Source organism: Pseudomonas sp. LF020, assembly GCF_053456425.1.
Genome location: NZ_JBRFIX010000013.1, coordinates 89,946 through 105,143, shown reverse-complemented (window position 1 = coordinate 105,143; position 15,198 = coordinate 89,946). Strand labels below are relative to the sequence as shown.

General features: G+C 61.5%; 14 protein-coding genes. 5 read left to right on the top strand and 9 right to left on the bottom strand.

The genetic code is table 11. The annotated features are described in order from the left end of the window. Positions 1-207 precede the first annotated feature (207 nt). From ACU680_RS24930 to ACU680_RS24915, 4 genes are all read right to left on the bottom strand, one after another. The gene (locus ACU680_RS24930; RefSeq protein WP_448180796.1) at positions 208-1,995 is read right to left on the bottom strand and encodes a thiamine pyrophosphate-requiring protein; all 1,788 of its coding nucleotides are present in this window, start codon (positions 1,993-1,995) and stop codon (positions 208-210) included. A 214-nt stretch (positions 1,996-2,209) separates the two neighbouring features. Next, positions 2,210-3,535: an MFS transporter gene (locus ACU680_RS24925; protein ID WP_448180795.1), complete on the bottom strand. Its 1,326-nt coding sequence runs from the start codon at positions 3,533-3,535 to the stop codon at positions 2,210-2,212. A 37-nt stretch (positions 3,536-3,572) separates the two neighbouring features. After that, complete coding sequence (locus ACU680_RS24920) at positions 3,573-4,649, bottom strand: C45 family autoproteolytic acyltransferase/hydrolase (protein WP_400759092.1); 1,077 nt, start codon at positions 4,647-4,649, stop codon at positions 3,573-3,575. A gap of 37 nt (positions 4,650-4,686) precedes the next feature. Beyond that, a complete protein-coding gene (locus ACU680_RS24915) occupies positions 4,687-6,414 on the bottom strand; it encodes an amidohydrolase (RefSeq protein ID WP_448180794.1) in 1,728 nt (575 codons plus the stop codon). A gap of 106 nt (positions 6,415-6,520) precedes the next feature. Between ACU680_RS24915 and ACU680_RS24910 the strand changes: the two genes are divergently transcribed. Next, positions 6,521-7,483, top strand: coding sequence for a LysR family transcriptional regulator (locus tag ACU680_RS24910; protein WP_448180793.1), 963 nt, complete (start codon positions 6,521-6,523; stop codon positions 7,481-7,483). A 1-nt stretch (position 7,484) separates the two neighbouring features. Here ACU680_RS24910 and ACU680_RS24905 read toward each other — a convergent pair whose 3' ends face one another. Continuing rightward, positions 7,485-7,760 (bottom strand): DUF2798 domain-containing protein, encoded by a 276-nt coding sequence (locus tag ACU680_RS24905; RefSeq protein WP_007960490.1) that lies wholly within the window; start codon positions 7,758-7,760, stop codon positions 7,485-7,487. A 126-nt stretch (positions 7,761-7,886) separates the two neighbouring features. On the opposite strand from ACU680_RS24905, the gene ACU680_RS24900 reads away from it, so the two are divergent. Then, the gene (locus ACU680_RS24900; protein ID WP_448180792.1) at positions 7,887-8,816 is read left to right on the top strand and encodes a LysR family transcriptional regulator; all 930 of its coding nucleotides are present in this window, start codon (positions 7,887-7,889) and stop codon (positions 8,814-8,816) included. 33 nt (positions 8,817-8,849) lie between these two features. Here the strand turns inward: ACU680_RS24900 and ACU680_RS24895 are convergent, their stop codons facing one another. After that, positions 8,850-9,743: a LysR substrate-binding domain-containing protein gene (locus ACU680_RS24895; protein ID WP_367084224.1), complete on the bottom strand. Its 894-nt coding sequence runs from the start codon at positions 9,741-9,743 to the stop codon at positions 8,850-8,852. A 184-nt stretch (positions 9,744-9,927) separates the two neighbouring features. On the opposite strand from ACU680_RS24895, the gene ACU680_RS24890 reads away from it, so the two are divergent. From ACU680_RS24890 to ACU680_RS24880, 3 genes are all read left to right on the top strand, one after another. Continuing rightward, positions 9,928-10,548, top strand: coding sequence for a LysE family translocator (locus ACU680_RS24890; protein ID WP_448180791.1), 621 nt, complete (start codon positions 9,928-9,930; stop codon positions 10,546-10,548). Positions 10,549-10,621: 73 nt separating this feature from the next. Further along, the gene (gene yghU, locus ACU680_RS24885) at positions 10,622-11,461 is read left to right on the top strand and encodes a glutathione-dependent disulfide-bond oxidoreductase (RefSeq protein WP_448180790.1); all 840 of its coding nucleotides are present in this window, start codon (positions 10,622-10,624) and stop codon (positions 11,459-11,461) included. A gap of 231 nt (positions 11,462-11,692) precedes the next feature. Then, complete coding sequence (locus ACU680_RS24880; RefSeq protein ID WP_007960501.1) at positions 11,693-12,049, top strand: hypothetical protein; 357 nt, start codon at positions 11,693-11,695, stop codon at positions 12,047-12,049. On the opposite strand, the gene ACU680_RS24875 is transcribed toward ACU680_RS24880, so the two are convergent. From ACU680_RS24875 to ACU680_RS24865, 3 genes are all read right to left on the bottom strand, one after another. Continuing rightward, complete coding sequence (locus ACU680_RS24875) at positions 12,046-12,774, bottom strand: type 1 glutamine amidotransferase (RefSeq protein ID WP_448180789.1); 729 nt, start codon at positions 12,772-12,774, stop codon at positions 12,046-12,048. The two genes, ACU680_RS24880 and ACU680_RS24875, sit on opposite strands and share 4 nt — an antisense overlap. A gap of 121 nt (positions 12,775-12,895) precedes the next feature. Next, positions 12,896-14,092: an MFS transporter gene (locus ACU680_RS24870; RefSeq protein WP_448180788.1), complete on the bottom strand. Its 1,197-nt coding sequence runs from the start codon at positions 14,090-14,092 to the stop codon at positions 12,896-12,898. A gap of 55 nt (positions 14,093-14,147) precedes the next feature. Next, positions 14,148-15,197 carry an NAD(P)-dependent alcohol dehydrogenase gene (locus tag ACU680_RS24865; RefSeq protein ID WP_448180787.1) on the bottom strand — a complete coding sequence of 350 codons (1,050 nt, stop codon included), beginning with the start codon at positions 15,195-15,197 and terminating at the stop codon, positions 14,148-14,150. Between the last annotated feature and the right edge of the window lies 1 nt (position 15,198).

Sequence of the window (15,198 nt, the reverse complement as noted above, 5' to 3'; positions counted from 1 at the left end):
CACCTTCGCCGCTTCACGCATGAAAATCTCCACGGTCTCGTTCACAGATTTCAGGCACAACGAAATACCTGTGGGAGCTGGCTTGCCAGCGAAGGCGTCGATACATCCACAAACGCTGTGCCTGACACAACGCTTTCGCGAGCAAGCTCGCTCCCACAGGGTTCAGCGGCGCTCACAGATTTGGAGCGCGACGAAGCGCCTACACGATTATTTTTTGCCGGGGAGGACGCTGGCCAGCACCTGCTTGGCAGCTTGCACGATCACGCCCGCCTCGTCCGGGTCGCCCTTGAGCAAGGTCGTGGCGAATTTCTTCGCCTGTTCGAGCTTGATGTGCGGTGGCAACGGCGGCACGTTGGGATCGGTCTTGAACTCGATAAGCACCGGTACGTCCGAGGCCAGTGCCTGCTCCCAGGCGGCGGCGACGTCTTCTTCGCGGTCGACGAAAATCCCTTTCAGGCCGATGGAAATGGCGAACAAGTGATACGGCACATCGGGGATGCTTTGCGACGCTTCGAACTTCGGATCACCCTCCATCACCCGCTGCTCCCAGGTGACCTGATTCAAGTCCTCGTTGTTGAACACCGCACAGATCCATTTCGGGCTGTCCCACTGACGCCAGTATTTGGCGACGGTGATCAGCTCGGCCATGTTGTTCATCTGCATCGCGCCATCGCCCACCAGCGCAATCACCGCGCGCTCGGAATGGGCGAACTTGGCGGCAATCGCGTACGGCACGGCAGCCCCCATCGAAGCCAGTCCGCCGGACAGCGAACACTGCATGCCCCGGCGAATTTTCAGGTCACGGGCGTACCAGTTGGCGCACGAACCCGAGTCACTGGTAATGATCGCCTGATCCGGCAGGCGTGGTGACAGCTCGTACACCACCCGCTGCGGATTGATCGGATCGGCCTTGGACATGGCGCGTTTCTCCAGGGTCTTTTCCCAGGTGCTGCGCCAGCCTTCGATTTTCTTGCGCCACTTGTGCGAGGTTTTCTGTTCGAGCAACGGCAGCAGCGCTGCGAGGGTTTCGGCGGAGTCACCAACCAGATTGACCTCCATCGGATAACGCAGGCTGAGCATGTCCGGCTGTAAATCGATCTGCACGCCACGCGCCTGACCTTCCTTCGGCAGAAATTCGGCATAGGGGAAACCCGAGCCGATCATCAGCAAGGTGTCGCATTCGTTCATCATCTTGTAGCTCGGTTCGGTGCCCAGCAGGCCGATGCTGCCTGTGACCCACGGCAAATCGTCCGGCAGCGCGGCCTTGCCGAGCAACGCCTTGGCTACGCCAGCACCGAGTTTTTCCGCAATGGCTATCACTTCATCCGTTGCCTGCAACGCGCCGGCGCCCACCAGAATCGCGACTTTTTCGCCACTGTTCAGAACGTCGGCGGCGCGTTGCAGATCGGCCTCGTAGGGCAGCACTTTCGGCTTGGTATAACCGACGCCAGAGTGCGCGGTGCCGTGCGCCCGCGCCGGTGGCTCGTATTCGAGATCCTGCAGGTCATTGGGCAGGATGATCGCCGTCACCCGCCGTTCGCCAACCGCCGTGCGCACGGCGCGATCGAGCAAATGCCGCACCTGCGACGGCGCCGACGCCTGCTGCACAAAAGCCCCGGCGACATCCTTGAACATCGAGACCAGATCCAGTTCCTGCTGATAGTGACTGCCGAGCGCCGTCCGCGCCTGCTGGCCGACAATCGCCAGCACCGGTTGGTGATCCATCCGAGCGTCGTACAACCCGGTGATCAGGTGCGAAGCGCCCGGCCCGGAGGTGGCAATGCACACGCCCAACTCGCCCGTGAACTTGGCGTGGGCCGAGGCCATGAACGCGGCCATTTCTTCGTGTCGGGCCTGAACGAATTCGATCTTGCCATTGGCCCGGGCGAGCGCGCCGAACACGCCATTGATGCCGTCGCCCGGATAACCAAAAATCCGCGTGACGCCCCATTGGCTGAGCCGCTCAACCAGAAAATCTCCCACTGTCGTCGTCATCTCGTTCCTCGCCTGTCACCGATGCATGAAGCCGTCCCGGCGGATTAGCCGCCGGGCGGTACAAGGGTCTGGACAGCTTGGGAGCACGCGAAGTTTCGATTGTTTTTATTGCCGAACCGCCCCCTGTAGGAGCTGCCGAAGGCTGCGATCTTTTGATCTTGAAAACAACATCAAAAGATCGCAGCCTGCGGCAGCTCCTACAGAGTCGAATGGTTCAACCGGCAGCGGGCATGGGTGAAGGCCAATCGGCCTCGTCGATCTGTTCAAGGCTCAGGTGCGCCGTTTCTTTGAGCAGCAACGAACACAACGTGACGATGCCCAGCGCAATCGCGCCGTAAACCGCCACCCCGAAAGCGTTGTGGTTGTTGGCGATAAGAATCGCCGTGGCCGCACTGGATGCCGTCCCGCCGCCCAGCGCCGCGCCGATCTGATAGGCCGCCGACATTCCCGAATAGCGCATGTGCCGGGGAAACTGCTCGGCGAGGAACGCCGGAATCGGCCCTTGCGTCGCGCCCATGAACGCACCGATGACGATGTACGCAGCGGTGGAAACCAGCAGGCTCTTGAGGCCGATCAGCGGGAAGAATGCGAAGAAGCCGAGGGCCATGATCACCGCGCCGAGGACCATCACCTTGCGACGGCCGATGCGGTCGGACAACAAGGCAAACAACGGCGCGGTGATGACGATGGCGATCGACAGCGACAAGTCGAAGATCAGCGCGTCGGTACTGCCGTAACCCAGTTGCGTGGCGTACGACAGAAAGAACGTGCTGCCGATGTAGGCGATGGTCACGTAGCCGAAAGCGATACCGGTGCACAGCAGCATGGCTCGGGGCCGTGCGCGTAATGCCTCGAGCAATGGCATGCGCACCGGCGCCTGCGGTTCAGCGGGCGGTTCGAGGGGTTTCTGCAAGCGCGCATACAGACCGATCAGCACCAGCACACCGCCGAGCCAGAACGGAATGCGCCAGGCGAATCCGGCCAGGTCATCGTGCGCCGCGACGCTGACGATGGCGAACACCCCGGCACCGAGAATCCCGCCGATACCGATGCCCATGCTGGTGAAGCTGCCCCACAGCCCACGTCGTCCGGGCGGCGCCGACTCGATGCCGAACAGCGCCGCACCGCCCCACTCGCCACCGGCGGCGAATCCCTGCACCAGCCTGAGCAACACCAGCAACACCGGTGCGCCCGCACCGAGGGTGGCATAGTCCGGCAGGCACCCGATCAGCAGCGTGCTCAGGCCCATCAGCAGCAGCGTGATCACCAGCATTTTCTGCCGGCCGAGTTTGTCGCCGTAATGCCCGAACACCATGCCGCCCAAAGGGCGGGCGAAAAACCCGGCGCCGAAAGCACCGAACGCCACCAGGGTCGCGGTCAGCGGGTCCATCTGCGGAAAGAACACCTTGGGAAACACCAGCGCGGCGGCGGTGCCGTAGATTACAAAGTCATAGAACTCCAGCGCGGTGCCCATGCCGGAGACGAAAAACGTCCTCAGCGCAGACGGCGAAGCGCTCGTGCGATCAATGTCGGTAGCCATGTGCAATGCTCGTTTTGTTTTTATTGGAGGCAGCGGTTCAGAAGCGCAGATAGCCGTTTCGGGCCAGTTGTTTGGGGTTGCCGGCGGCGTATTCAAGCACGCTGTTTTCAGTGTCGATGCCGATGGTCAGCAGGGTTTCCCAGCGTTCGGTGGCCGGCATGCTCAGGTCCGGATGGAAGCAGATCGGCGCGTCTTCGCCCGCCTCGCCACACATGGCGTCAGCCCGCTGACTGAGGTTGCCGCTGGTCATGTTCGGCCGCGCCGTGTTGACGTGGGCAATACGCGCGTAGGTCGTGGACGCATCAGGGGTGCGCTCGCCCAGACTCAGTTCGGGATCGAGAAAATGGTTGGTGTGAGTGATCCAGCCGTCGGCGTCGGGCCGCACCACGGCGGTGAAGGCCGGCGACATTTCAATGCTCACCGCACGCGGGTTCGAATCCTCGCGGGAGAACACGGTCAGCACCGTGGAGGCACTGACTCGCGCCGAACGCGCCAGCGCAATCGCCTCCTCAACACTGCTGGCTTCCTCGAGGATGCGCCGGGCAATCGCGTGCACCGGCACCCCGGCCGATCCATTGTCGCTGGCGTGATGGAGGATGTTGAAGTGCAGGCCCAGCCCCGCGCTGTTGACGCCGATCTTGCCGAGCATGCCGAACTCGGTGAACAGTTTGACCGTCATGCCCTTGGCCGTGGTCAGTTGCAGAATCAACCCGTTGGGCACCAGCGAATCGTGCCAGTCCCAGGTCTGAATGGTGCGTGGCGCCAATGCGCCGTTGGGCGCAAACACCGCGGTGGAACACTCGCCTTCGGTGGACGCCGGCATCACCGCGAGAATCTCGGTGCGGGCATTCAGGCTGGCGAGCTGCCATAGTGGTACTCCGGCGCCTTCAGCGGTGGCGACGATTTCTTCGGCGAGGCTCGGGCACCAGCCTTGCAGGGTGTGCAGACTGGCTTCGCCGATGGCCCGCACTTGTGCCTCAGGCACGCCGACCTGAGAGAAGAAATCCAGATAAAGCGCCACTGTCTGGCGGATCTGCGCAGCCCAGGTGACGCCAATCTGTTGCCCGCGAATCTGCGGGTTGCGGGTGTCGGTGACAAAGCAATGAACATTCACGAAAAGGTTTCCTTGGTTACGTTACACAGAGAGGCCGTCAAGGCTTGCGGCGGTAGATTTCGCGCCCGGCAAACCAGGTATTGAGCACTTGGGTGTCGCGCAGGGCGGCGGGATCGACCGTGAATACATCGCGGTCGAGGACGATCATGTCGGCCTGCTTGCCGGGCTTGAGCGAACCGATCCGGTCTTCCAGGCGCAGCACTTTGGCCGCGTTGAGGGTGTAGGCCTGGAACATGGTCTGGCGGTCGATGTCTTCGGCGGCGTTGAGCACGCCTTTCGGGCCTTTGCGGCTGACCGCCTGATAGATCGCCTTCCACGGTTCGGGGGTGGTAATCGGCCAGTCACTGGCACCGGCGATGGTCGCGCCATTCTTCAACAGCGAGCGCGCGGGATAGGTGTACATGAAGGCCATCGCGCTGACGTAGGGCTTGACCAGATCCATACTCGACTCGTCGGCAGCGGCCCAGAACATCTGCATCGAGGCGATCACATTCAGCGCCTTGAAGCGGGCGAACTCCTTGGGGTTGACCATTTGCAGGTGGGTGATCGAATGGGCGATGCCGCTCTGCCGATCCTTGCGCGCCTGTTCGATGCCATTGAGCGACTCACGCACCGCACGGTCGCCGATGGCGTGGATGTGCACCAGCCAGCCGCGCGCATCGGCGGCACTGACCAGTTCGCCGAAATGCGCCGGGTCGATCAGCAGTTCACCGGTTTTTTTCGAGTTGCGGTACGGCTCGAGCATCGCCGCGCTCTGCGCCGGCACTTCGGCCACGCCGTCGGCGAAGATCTTGATCCCCGGCAGGGTCAGGTTGCTGACGCCGAGAAACTGCTGGCGCACCTTGTCCAGCTCATCAAGGTCGGCCGGCGTAGCCTTGGAGTCAGCCATCAGCAGCGCCGCGACGTGAGCGGTGAGTTCGCCGTTTTCCGAGAGTTTTTTGTAGGTCGGCAGCACGCCGAGCGAGGTGTTGGTGATGTCACTGCCGGGGACTTCGTTGGCGAGCGGGTCCAGCCACCCGGTGATCCCCAGGCTCTTGTAGTAGTTCAGCGCTGCGCGCCCGCCGGCCAGCAACTGATCAGCCGTCGGCGGCGGCAGCAAGGCCTGCACCGGGTACAGACCGGCATCGACGAGAAAGCCATCCGGGCTGCCGTCGGGGTGGTGGCCAATGGTCGCCTGTTCTTCGCCTTTGAGGCCCTTGATCTTTTCAGCCGTCACGCCAGCGCGTTCGAGCATCGCCCGATTGGCCCAGCCGGTGTGCAGATCCCAGCCCAGCAACAGGATCGGCTGGTTCGCCCATTCGCCCTGATTGAAGCGCTGTTCGAGGCCGGCAATGTCGCTCCAGTAAGTCGAAGGCAATCCGCCGACACTGAGGAATTGCCCGCGCTGCGCCTTGCCGTTCTGGCGCCATTGGCGCAGGCGTTGTTCCAGTTGATCGAGCGGCAGCAGTTGCCCGTCCAGGTTGGCCTGCAACAGCTGCAGCCCGCCCTTGATGGTGTGCGAATGCGAGTCGATGAAGCCGGGCATCAGCACCTTGCCGTGCAGGTCGATCACTTGCGTGGCCGCCGTCTTCAGGCGCAACACCTGCGCATCCGTGCCCACGGCGAGGATCTTGCCGTTTTCCACCGCCACCGCTTGCTGCAAGGGCTGGCCGGGTTCGGCGGTGTAGACCTTGGCGTTGTGCAGGATCAGATCGGCGGACGCCAGACTTTCCAGTGAGGCACAGGCCAGTGCCGATGACACCATCAGGGTCAGTAGCTGCTTCATGAGGTTTCTCGTTATTTTTGTTAGGCTGCGAGCAAGCCTATCCAAGCCTTGGCGATAACTGAATGCCACCTCGCGCACAACTTCTGTGCCCATCAGGAATAGATCAATGGACAAGATGAGCGCCCTGACCATGTTCGTCGCCACCGCCGAACACGGTAATTTCAGCCGCGCCGCCGAGGTGCTCGGCAAGACCCCGTCGGCCCTGACCAAAGCCGTGGCGCAGCTGGAAGACGAACTCGGCACGCGCCTGTTCGACCGCACGACCAGACGCATGGCGCTGACCGAGGCCGGGCGGATTTATCTGGACGGTGCGCGGCAGGCGCTGATGCAACTGCAACTGGCCTGCGAAGGCGTCGAGCAGCTCAAGCACGAATTGAGCGGCGGCCTGCGCATCACCGCGCCGCCCTCCTTCGCCCCGGCGTTTCTCAACGAAGTCTGCTGCCGTTTTCTCGACGCCCACCCGCAGGTGCATCTGGAAGTCGACTTGAGCGATAGCTATGACGACCCGGTGGACGGCGGTTACGATCTGGCACTGCGTGACGGCCCGATCGATCTGCCGGGGGTGATCGCCCAACCTATCGTCGAGAATCAGGTGGTGTTGTGCGCCAGCCCGGCGTATCTGGCGCGCAAGGGCAAAGAGGTGTCACTGGACAACTATCAGCAGCACGAGTGGCTGATCTTCCGTCATCCGCTGCTCAACCGGCATTTCTGGTGGGTCAAGCAAGGGGAGCGGCGGATTCGCCTGACCCAGCCGAATCCGCGAGTGGCCAGCGACAATTACGACTTCCTGCTGGCGTGCCTGCTGAAGGGCCAGGGCCTGCAGTTTCTGCCGCAATGGAGCGCTGCAGCGTATCTGGCGCGCGGCGAGCTGGTGGAAGTGATGCCCGAGTACTGGCGTGAGCCGAGCGCGTTCGGCCCATGGATTTACGTGCTGTACCTGGCGCACCGGCGCAGCACGCGCAAGGTCAAAGTGTTTATCGAATTCTTGAAGGCGCACTGGCGCCCACTGGCACCTGGGGTGAATCCCGACCTGCCCGCCGCTGACGGCCGCTGTTTTTCCGAGTTGTGAATCAACGGTGCGGATGCACCGTCATCGCCACCAGTTTGATCACGATCGGCCGCACCACGAGGATGCAAAGGAAAGCCACCGGCATCGCCAGCTTGTAGGCGTGCAGCGCATTACTCAGGTAGTCGTTATCAATCCCGGAGTTGGCGGCGGTGATCACCAGCGACATCAGGAATGCCATGATCGTCGCCATGTACAGCGCAAACACATACGGCGTCGCCCGTGCAGAAAGCTTGCGTCGGCCGAGATACAAGGCATCGGTATCTGTTCTTTGATTCATATGGCTTTTCCATCCATTGATAGGGAGCCGGCACCTTAGCAAAGCCCCCTGCCCTCAACTAGACGGCCCGCCGCAGGTACTTTATAAAGCATAACTTACGAATCAAACCCATACGGCGGGACACGGATGAATCTGTTGGCGGCGATTGCCAGTTTTATCAAAGTGGTCGAGGCCGGCTCGATCGTCGGCGCCGCCAAGACGTTGGGCGTCAGTGCGGCCGCCGTGAGCCAGACCCTCAATCGCCTCGAAACCCACCTCGGCGTTCGCCTGCTGCAACGCACCACACGCAGCATGGCGCTGACCGAAAACGGCGCGTTGTATTACGAAAAGGTGCGACGTATTGCGGCTGATCTGGAGTCGGCTCAAAGCGCGATCATCGGCGACGAAGGCGAGCTGCAAGGCCGCTTGAGCATCGCCTCCACCAGCGCCTTCGGCCGTCACGTATTGGCGCCGTTACTCGCCAGTTTCGCCGCACTGCATCCGCGCCTGCTGGTCGAGCTGTCGACCACCAACGGCAAGATCAATCACATTCAGAACGGCATCGATCTGAGCCTGCGGATCAAGCCGCAACTGGAAGATGGCATCGTCGCGCGCAGGATCGTGTCCCTGCCCTTCGTCTTCTGCGCCGCTCCCGCCTACCTTACGCGCGCCGGCGTACCGCAGTCACCGCAAGAGCTGCAGCATCACGCCTGCCTCGCATTCCGCTATCCACTGGATGGCCGCTTTCTGCGCTGGGGTTTGATCCGCGACGGCCAGCCCTACGACGCACCGATCAATGCCACCGCCATCAGCGACGACATTGATGCGCTGGCGCAAATGGCAGTCCACGGCGCGGGCATCACGCGCCTGGCCGAATTCGTCGCCGCGCCCTATCTTGAGAGCGGTCAACTGGTGCCGCTGTTTGAAAATCTCCCGGGTGAAAGCCACGCCTATGTCGAACCGATGGACATCTACGCCTGCGTGCAGGAGCGTGCGGCGATGACGCCGAAGGTTCGAGCTTTCATGGATTATTTGACGGAGCACCTGAACAGGCGCTGGCCGATGCAAGTTCGTTGATCATGCCTGGCGGATGAATGCAGCGCTCTGTCTTCAACGCTTCAGATCAGCACCGAGCCGTTGACTGCACGCGCTCATCTGCCGGGTAATCCATTCGCGAAAAAGCATGGCATTTGCACTCTGTTCGAAGGGTCGCGGTGATAACAGGCAATAACTCGAACCGTCGCGAACGAAGCCGAACGGCGCGATCAATTGGCCGGACTTGAGTTCGTCCTGCACCATCAGAAACGACGCCATACCGACGCCCAGTCCGGCCAGCGCGGCCTGAATGCACAGGTAGAAATGCTCGTAATCGACCCGACTGACCTCCGCCACGCTAATCCCGGCCTGTCGCACCCAGTTATCCCACGCCTGCGGGCGCGTCTTGCTGTGCAGCAGGCAGGCACCGCGCAAATGATCGCTTGCAGGACGACTGGACGGCACGCAAACCGGGCCGATCCACTCCTCGCAAATGCTCACGCCATGCACGGTCTCGTTCCAATGAAAATCGTCGCGCCGGATCGCCAGATCCACCCCTGAACGAGCGAAGTCGATGGGCCCGCCGGCCGTCAGCAATTGCACCTGCAACTGCGGGTGTGCGCTGTGGAAGTCAGGCAAGCGCGGGATCAGCCATTTCATGGCGATGGTCGGCTCGCAGGACACCACCAGCACGTCATCGTGGACTTCGCGTTGCAGACGATAAACAGCGCTTTCCAACTGCTCGAACATCGGCGCGGTGACATTGAACAGCAAGCGCCCGGCGTGGTTGAGAAAGATCGCCCGATTGCGCCGCTCGAACAGTTCGACGCCGATCGCCTCCTCCAGCAAGCGCACCTGACGACTGACCGCACCGTGGGTGACGTGCAGCAGCTCAGCAGCCTTGACGAAGCTCTGGGTCTGGGCGGCGGTGTTGAAGAAGCGAAAGGCAGCCAGCGGAGGCAGGTTCATATAGACGATGATTTCTCACAGATTTTCGCGACTATAAATCGTTTTTTTTGCCGAAGACACTTCTCCATCATGGCGCCGCTCGCAGACGCTAGAGCATTCGCATCAACAATGTTGGTCGTTGGTACAGATCGAAGCTCGACATCTGTGAATTTTAGTAGCGCAAATAACGTCATGGAGAGCAGGAATGAACGAGCTGTTTCTGGTAATCGCCATCACCATTTTGGCGGTGATCAGTCCTGGGCCGGACTTTGCCATGGTCACCCGCAACAGTTACGCCTACGGCCGGCGCAGCGGTTTGCTGGCGGCGCTGGGCATCGCCTGTGGCGTGCAGGTTCATGTGTTCTACACGGTGTTCGGGGTGGCGCTGATCATCACCCAATCGCTGCTGCTGTTCTGGATGATGAAACTGCTGGGCGCCGGCTACCTGATCTATCTGGGCATCAAATCCTTTACCAATAAATCTGTGCTGACATTTGCCGATGCGAGCGCTTCGGCGCCCCGCGCCTGGAAGGTGTTCTGCTCAGGTTTTCTGACCAATGCACTGAATCCGAAAACCATGTTGTTCGTGGTGGCGGCTTACAGCCAGGTGGTGGAGCCAGGCAGTTCACTGACGGTGAACTTCGCCTATGGCCTGTTCATGTCGGTCATTCATTGGGCATGGTTCAGCCTGGTCGCGCTGTTTTTCTCCACTGAACGGCTACGCCGGCGCCTGCTGGAAAAACAGCGGCTTCTCGACAAGGTCATCGGGATCGCATTGATGGGTCTGGCGGCGTGTTTGATCATTCCGGGGGTTGCGCAGTCTTGAGCAAGAGCGTTTATGCTGTCGTGTCTGATACCCGTCAGCTCATTCTCGGCAAGTTCATCATGAGGCCCATTTCATGAGTAAAGCGCCCTACGTACCGCCCAAGGTCTGGAAACACGAAGCCCCCTCCGGCGGCCAGTTCGCCAGCATCAACCGCCCGATTGCCGGGCCGACGCATGAAAAGACGTTGCCGGTGGGCAAGCATCCGCTGCAGCTGTATTCGCTGGCGACGCCCAACGGCGTGAAGGTGACCATCCTCCTGGAAGAGTTGCTCGCACTGGGGCACACCGAGGCCGAGTACGACGCGTGGCTGATCCGCATCAACGAGGGCGATCAGTTCTCCAGCGGCTTTGTCGAGATCAACCCGAACTCGAAGATTCCGGCGCTGCTCGACCGCAGCGCGCAGCCGCCGATTCGGGTGTTCGAATCCGGTTCGATCCTGCTGTATCTGGCGGAGAAATTTGGCGCCTTCCTGCCCCAAGACCCGGCCGGCCGCACGGAAACCCTGAACTGGCTGTTCTGGCAGATGGGCGCCGCGCCTTATCTGGGCGGCGGCTTCGGGCACTTCTATGCGTATGCGCCGGAGAAGCTCGAATACCCGATCAACCGCTTCACCATGGAAGCCAAGCGTCAGCTTGATGTGCTCGATCGACGCCTGGCTGAAAGCCGCTATCTGGCCGGCGACAGCTATACCATCGCCGACATCGCGGTCTGGCCGTGGTACGGGCAACTGGTGCGCAATAACGTGTATTCGGCGGCTGAATTCCTCGCAGCCCAGGAGTACACCCACGTGCAACGCTGGGCAGAAGAAATCGCCGAGCGCCCGGCAGTCAAGCGTGGCCAGCGGGTCAACCGCACCTGGGGTGACGAGGCGAGCCAGGTTGCGGAGCGACATCAGGCCAGCGATCTGGATTGACGCCGCGCTCCCACAAAGACTTGTGCTGGACATGGGAATCCGTAATCACCAGCAAACTTTATGGGAGCGAGCTTGCTCGCGAAGGCGCCGGGTCAGTCAACACTGACATAACAGACCTGGCGCTTTCGCGAGCAAGCTCGCTCCCACAGGGAATTCGGGTTGGACATGAGGATTTTTGAACCTCAGCAATTACAGTGAGACCACACCACCACTGTCGTCAAAGGATCTGCAATGCCCCCTGGAAAACGTGAACTGGCGCGGATCGAGCGGCGCTTGATTGCCACGCTCACCGACGCGTGTGAAACCGCAAAAAGCGAAATCAAAGGCTTCACCTGGCTGACCCACACCGCTGACCTGAACGCACTGGCGGCAACCCTGAACGTCATCTGGGTGTTCGACACTGAAGCCGACAAAAACCTCGCCCTGACTGACGCCAAGGCACGTCTCTTCGAACTGACGGCCACTGCGCTAAAGGAGGCCGATATCGATCTGTCCCCTTCAGAGCGCAATGTGCGTTTCGACTCCGAGGAGGAATGCCAACGCACGCACGGAGGCAACTGGCGCGAGCGTCTGGCCCGGTATTCCTAGCCCTTGCGTTGCTGCTGATACTGCGCCATCAGCTTGTCGAGGAACTCGAACAGCTTGAGGTTCATCTGCTCATACGCGTTGGTGCGAAGTGCCGCCGGCTGCTGAACGAAACGACGATCGACCGCTGCCGCCAACTCTTCAGGGGAAGCGGCAATCAAGCGCTCCACGACCTCCGCCGTGAACTCCATGTGGCACTGGAAACCGTAGACCAGATCGCTGTATTCGATTATCTGACGCGGGCAGCCCTCACTGACGGCGAGAACCTTCGCCTGCGCCGTCAGCCCCGGCATGTCGTTGTGCCAATGCCCCACTTCGAGCACATCGCCAAAGTGCGCCACCTTGGCATTACCCTTCCCTGCCTCGGTCAAGGTGATCGGAAAATTGCCGATCTCTTTTTCCGGACTGTTTCCATGCGCAGCACCCAGCGCTTCGCCGAGCAATTGCGCACCCAGGCAAACGCCGACCACTACCTTGTTCGCGTTGATCGCCCGGACGATCAGATCGCGCTCGGCGGCCGCGTCGAAGTGCGCGCATTCGTCTTTGCTCGTCGCCGGCGATTGCGGGCCGCCCAACACCACCAGCAGGTCGATGTTTTCGACGCTCGCGGGCAAGGCCTCAAACGCATGAACGCGCGAATAGCTCGCTTCATGGCCACGCTCGCGCACCCAGGTCTCATAGGCGCCGGGTGATTCGAATGCTTCGTGGACGACGAAATGAACGTTCATTGGAAATCCTTGGTGAGGGGCTGAGAGAGTGATGCGCGAAAGCCTATATGACACTTGGTGTCATATGCAAATCCGTTGCTGGAGCCGAGCTGCCCGCTCAACGATCACTCTCTCACTTCTCTCAACCGGTCACGTTCGATTCGACCAGATGCACTTGCTCAGCACTGCGACCGGCAAGCCAGGCGAGCGCAGACGCCACCACCAACACCGCAGCGCTCAGCTCGAAGGTGGCTTTATAACCGCTCAGGTCAAACGCCAGCCCACCGACGATGGCCCCTGCTGCGATAGCCAGTTGCACGATGGCCACGAGCAAGCCTCCGCCGGCTTCGGCATCTTCCGGGAGTGTCTGCGCCAGCCATGTCCACCAGCCAACGGGAGCCGCGGTAGCCACCAGACCCCATAGCCCGAGCAGTACCGCGGTCAGCAGCGGCGATGCGCCGAAGTTCACCAGCGCCAGTGCGATGACCGCCATTACCAGCGGGATAGCCGTAAGCGTGCGGTACAGGCCGGTGACGAGGAATCTTTCGATCACAAAGGTCCCGATGAAACCCGCAAGCCCCAGTCCCAGCAGCATCAAGGACAGTGTTGAGACGCTGACCCCGGTGACCCCCTCCAGAAACGGCCGCAGGTAGGTGAACAGCATGAATTGCCCCATGAAAAATACGCTGACAGCGACCATCCCCAAGGCGACCGGCCATTGCTTCATCAGCCGCAGGGCGTTGCCGCGACCGGCCTGACGCTCGAGCTTGAAGGACGGCAGACTGATCAGCAGCCACACGGCCGCCAGCGCGGCGACCGGAACCACGCAGAAAAATGCGCCGCGCCAGCCTATCAACGCGCCGAGGAAACTCCCCGCCGGAGCGGCAATTACCGTCGCCAGCGCGTTTCCGCCGTTGACGATCGCCAGCGCCCGGGATACTTGATCAGGCGGCACCAGACGCATCGCGGTCGCCGCCGACAACGACCAGAAACCGCCGATGGCGATGCCGATCAAGGCCCGCCCGAACATGAACGAGGGGTAGCCCGGCGCGAACGCGACGACCGTACCCGAGACGATCATCAGCAAGGTCAGCCCCAGCAACAGCTTTTTGCGCTCGACACGCGCGGCGACCGCTGCAATCACCAGACTGGTCACCAGGGCGAATGCACCGGACACGGAAATCCCCTGCCCGGCCTGGCCTTCGCTGATGTGCAGATCGGCGGCAATCGGCGTCAGCAGGCTGACCGGCATGAATTCTGAGGCGACCAAAGCGAAGGCGGCCAACGACATGGCCAACACCGCGCTCCAGCCGCGTTGTTCTGTAGAAAGGGAAGTCATTGGAACTACCTGTATTGCGAGAGGCGTCCGGGCGATTGCCCGGACGCACTGTTTTTCACGGTGCCAGCGTCGCGTTATCGATCACGAAACGGTATTTGACGTCACCTTTGAGCATGCGCTCGTACGCCTCATTGATCTGCTCGGCACGGATCAGCTCAATGTCCGAGACGATGCCGTGTTCGGCACAGAAATCGAGCATCTCCTGAGTCTCTGGAATACCGCCGATCATCGATCCCGCGAGGGTGCGACGCTTCATGATCAGGTTGAACACGTTCGGCGATGGATGCGGCGACGCCGGAGCGCCCACCAGTGTCATCGCGCCGTCACGCTTGAGCAGCACCAGCAAAGCGTCGAGGTCGTGGGGGGCGGCCACGGTGTTGATGATCAGGTCGAAGCTTTTCAGGTGCGCGGCCATTTGCTGCGCATCGCTTGAAACCACCACTTCATCGGCGCCAAGGCTTTTCGCGGCCTCGCGTTTCGATTCGGACGTGGTGAACGCCACGACGTGCGCGCCCAACGCGTGCGCCAGTTTGATCCCCATGTGCCCCAGACCACCGATGCCCACCACGCCGACTTTCTTGCCGGGGCCGGCGTTCCAGTGCCGCAGCGGCGACCAGGTGGTGATGCCCGCGCACAGCAGCGGCGCCACCGCAGCCAGTTGAGCCTCGGGGTGGCGAATGCGCAGGGCGTAGCGCTGATGCACGACGATCGCTTGCGAATAGCCGCCGAGGGTCCAGCCGGGGGCATCCGGGGTCGGAAAATTGTAGGTGCCGATCATGCCGTCGCAGTAGTTTTCGAGGCCTTCGGCACACTCCTCGCAATGCCTGCAGCTGTCGACAATGCAGCCAACGCCGACCAGATCACCCGGAGCGAAGCCGCTGACCTGTTGGCCTACGGCGGTGACCCGACCGACGATCTCGTGACCGGGCACACATGGATATTGTGTGCCCTCCCATTCGGCCCGCACCTGGTGCAGATCAGAGTGGCAGATACCGCAATAGGCAATCTCGATCTGCACGTCTTCCGGGCCGGGATCGCGACGGGTGATGCGCAGAGGTTCAAGCGGTTTGTCGCCCGCATGGGCGCCATAAGCGAAGACTTGCATG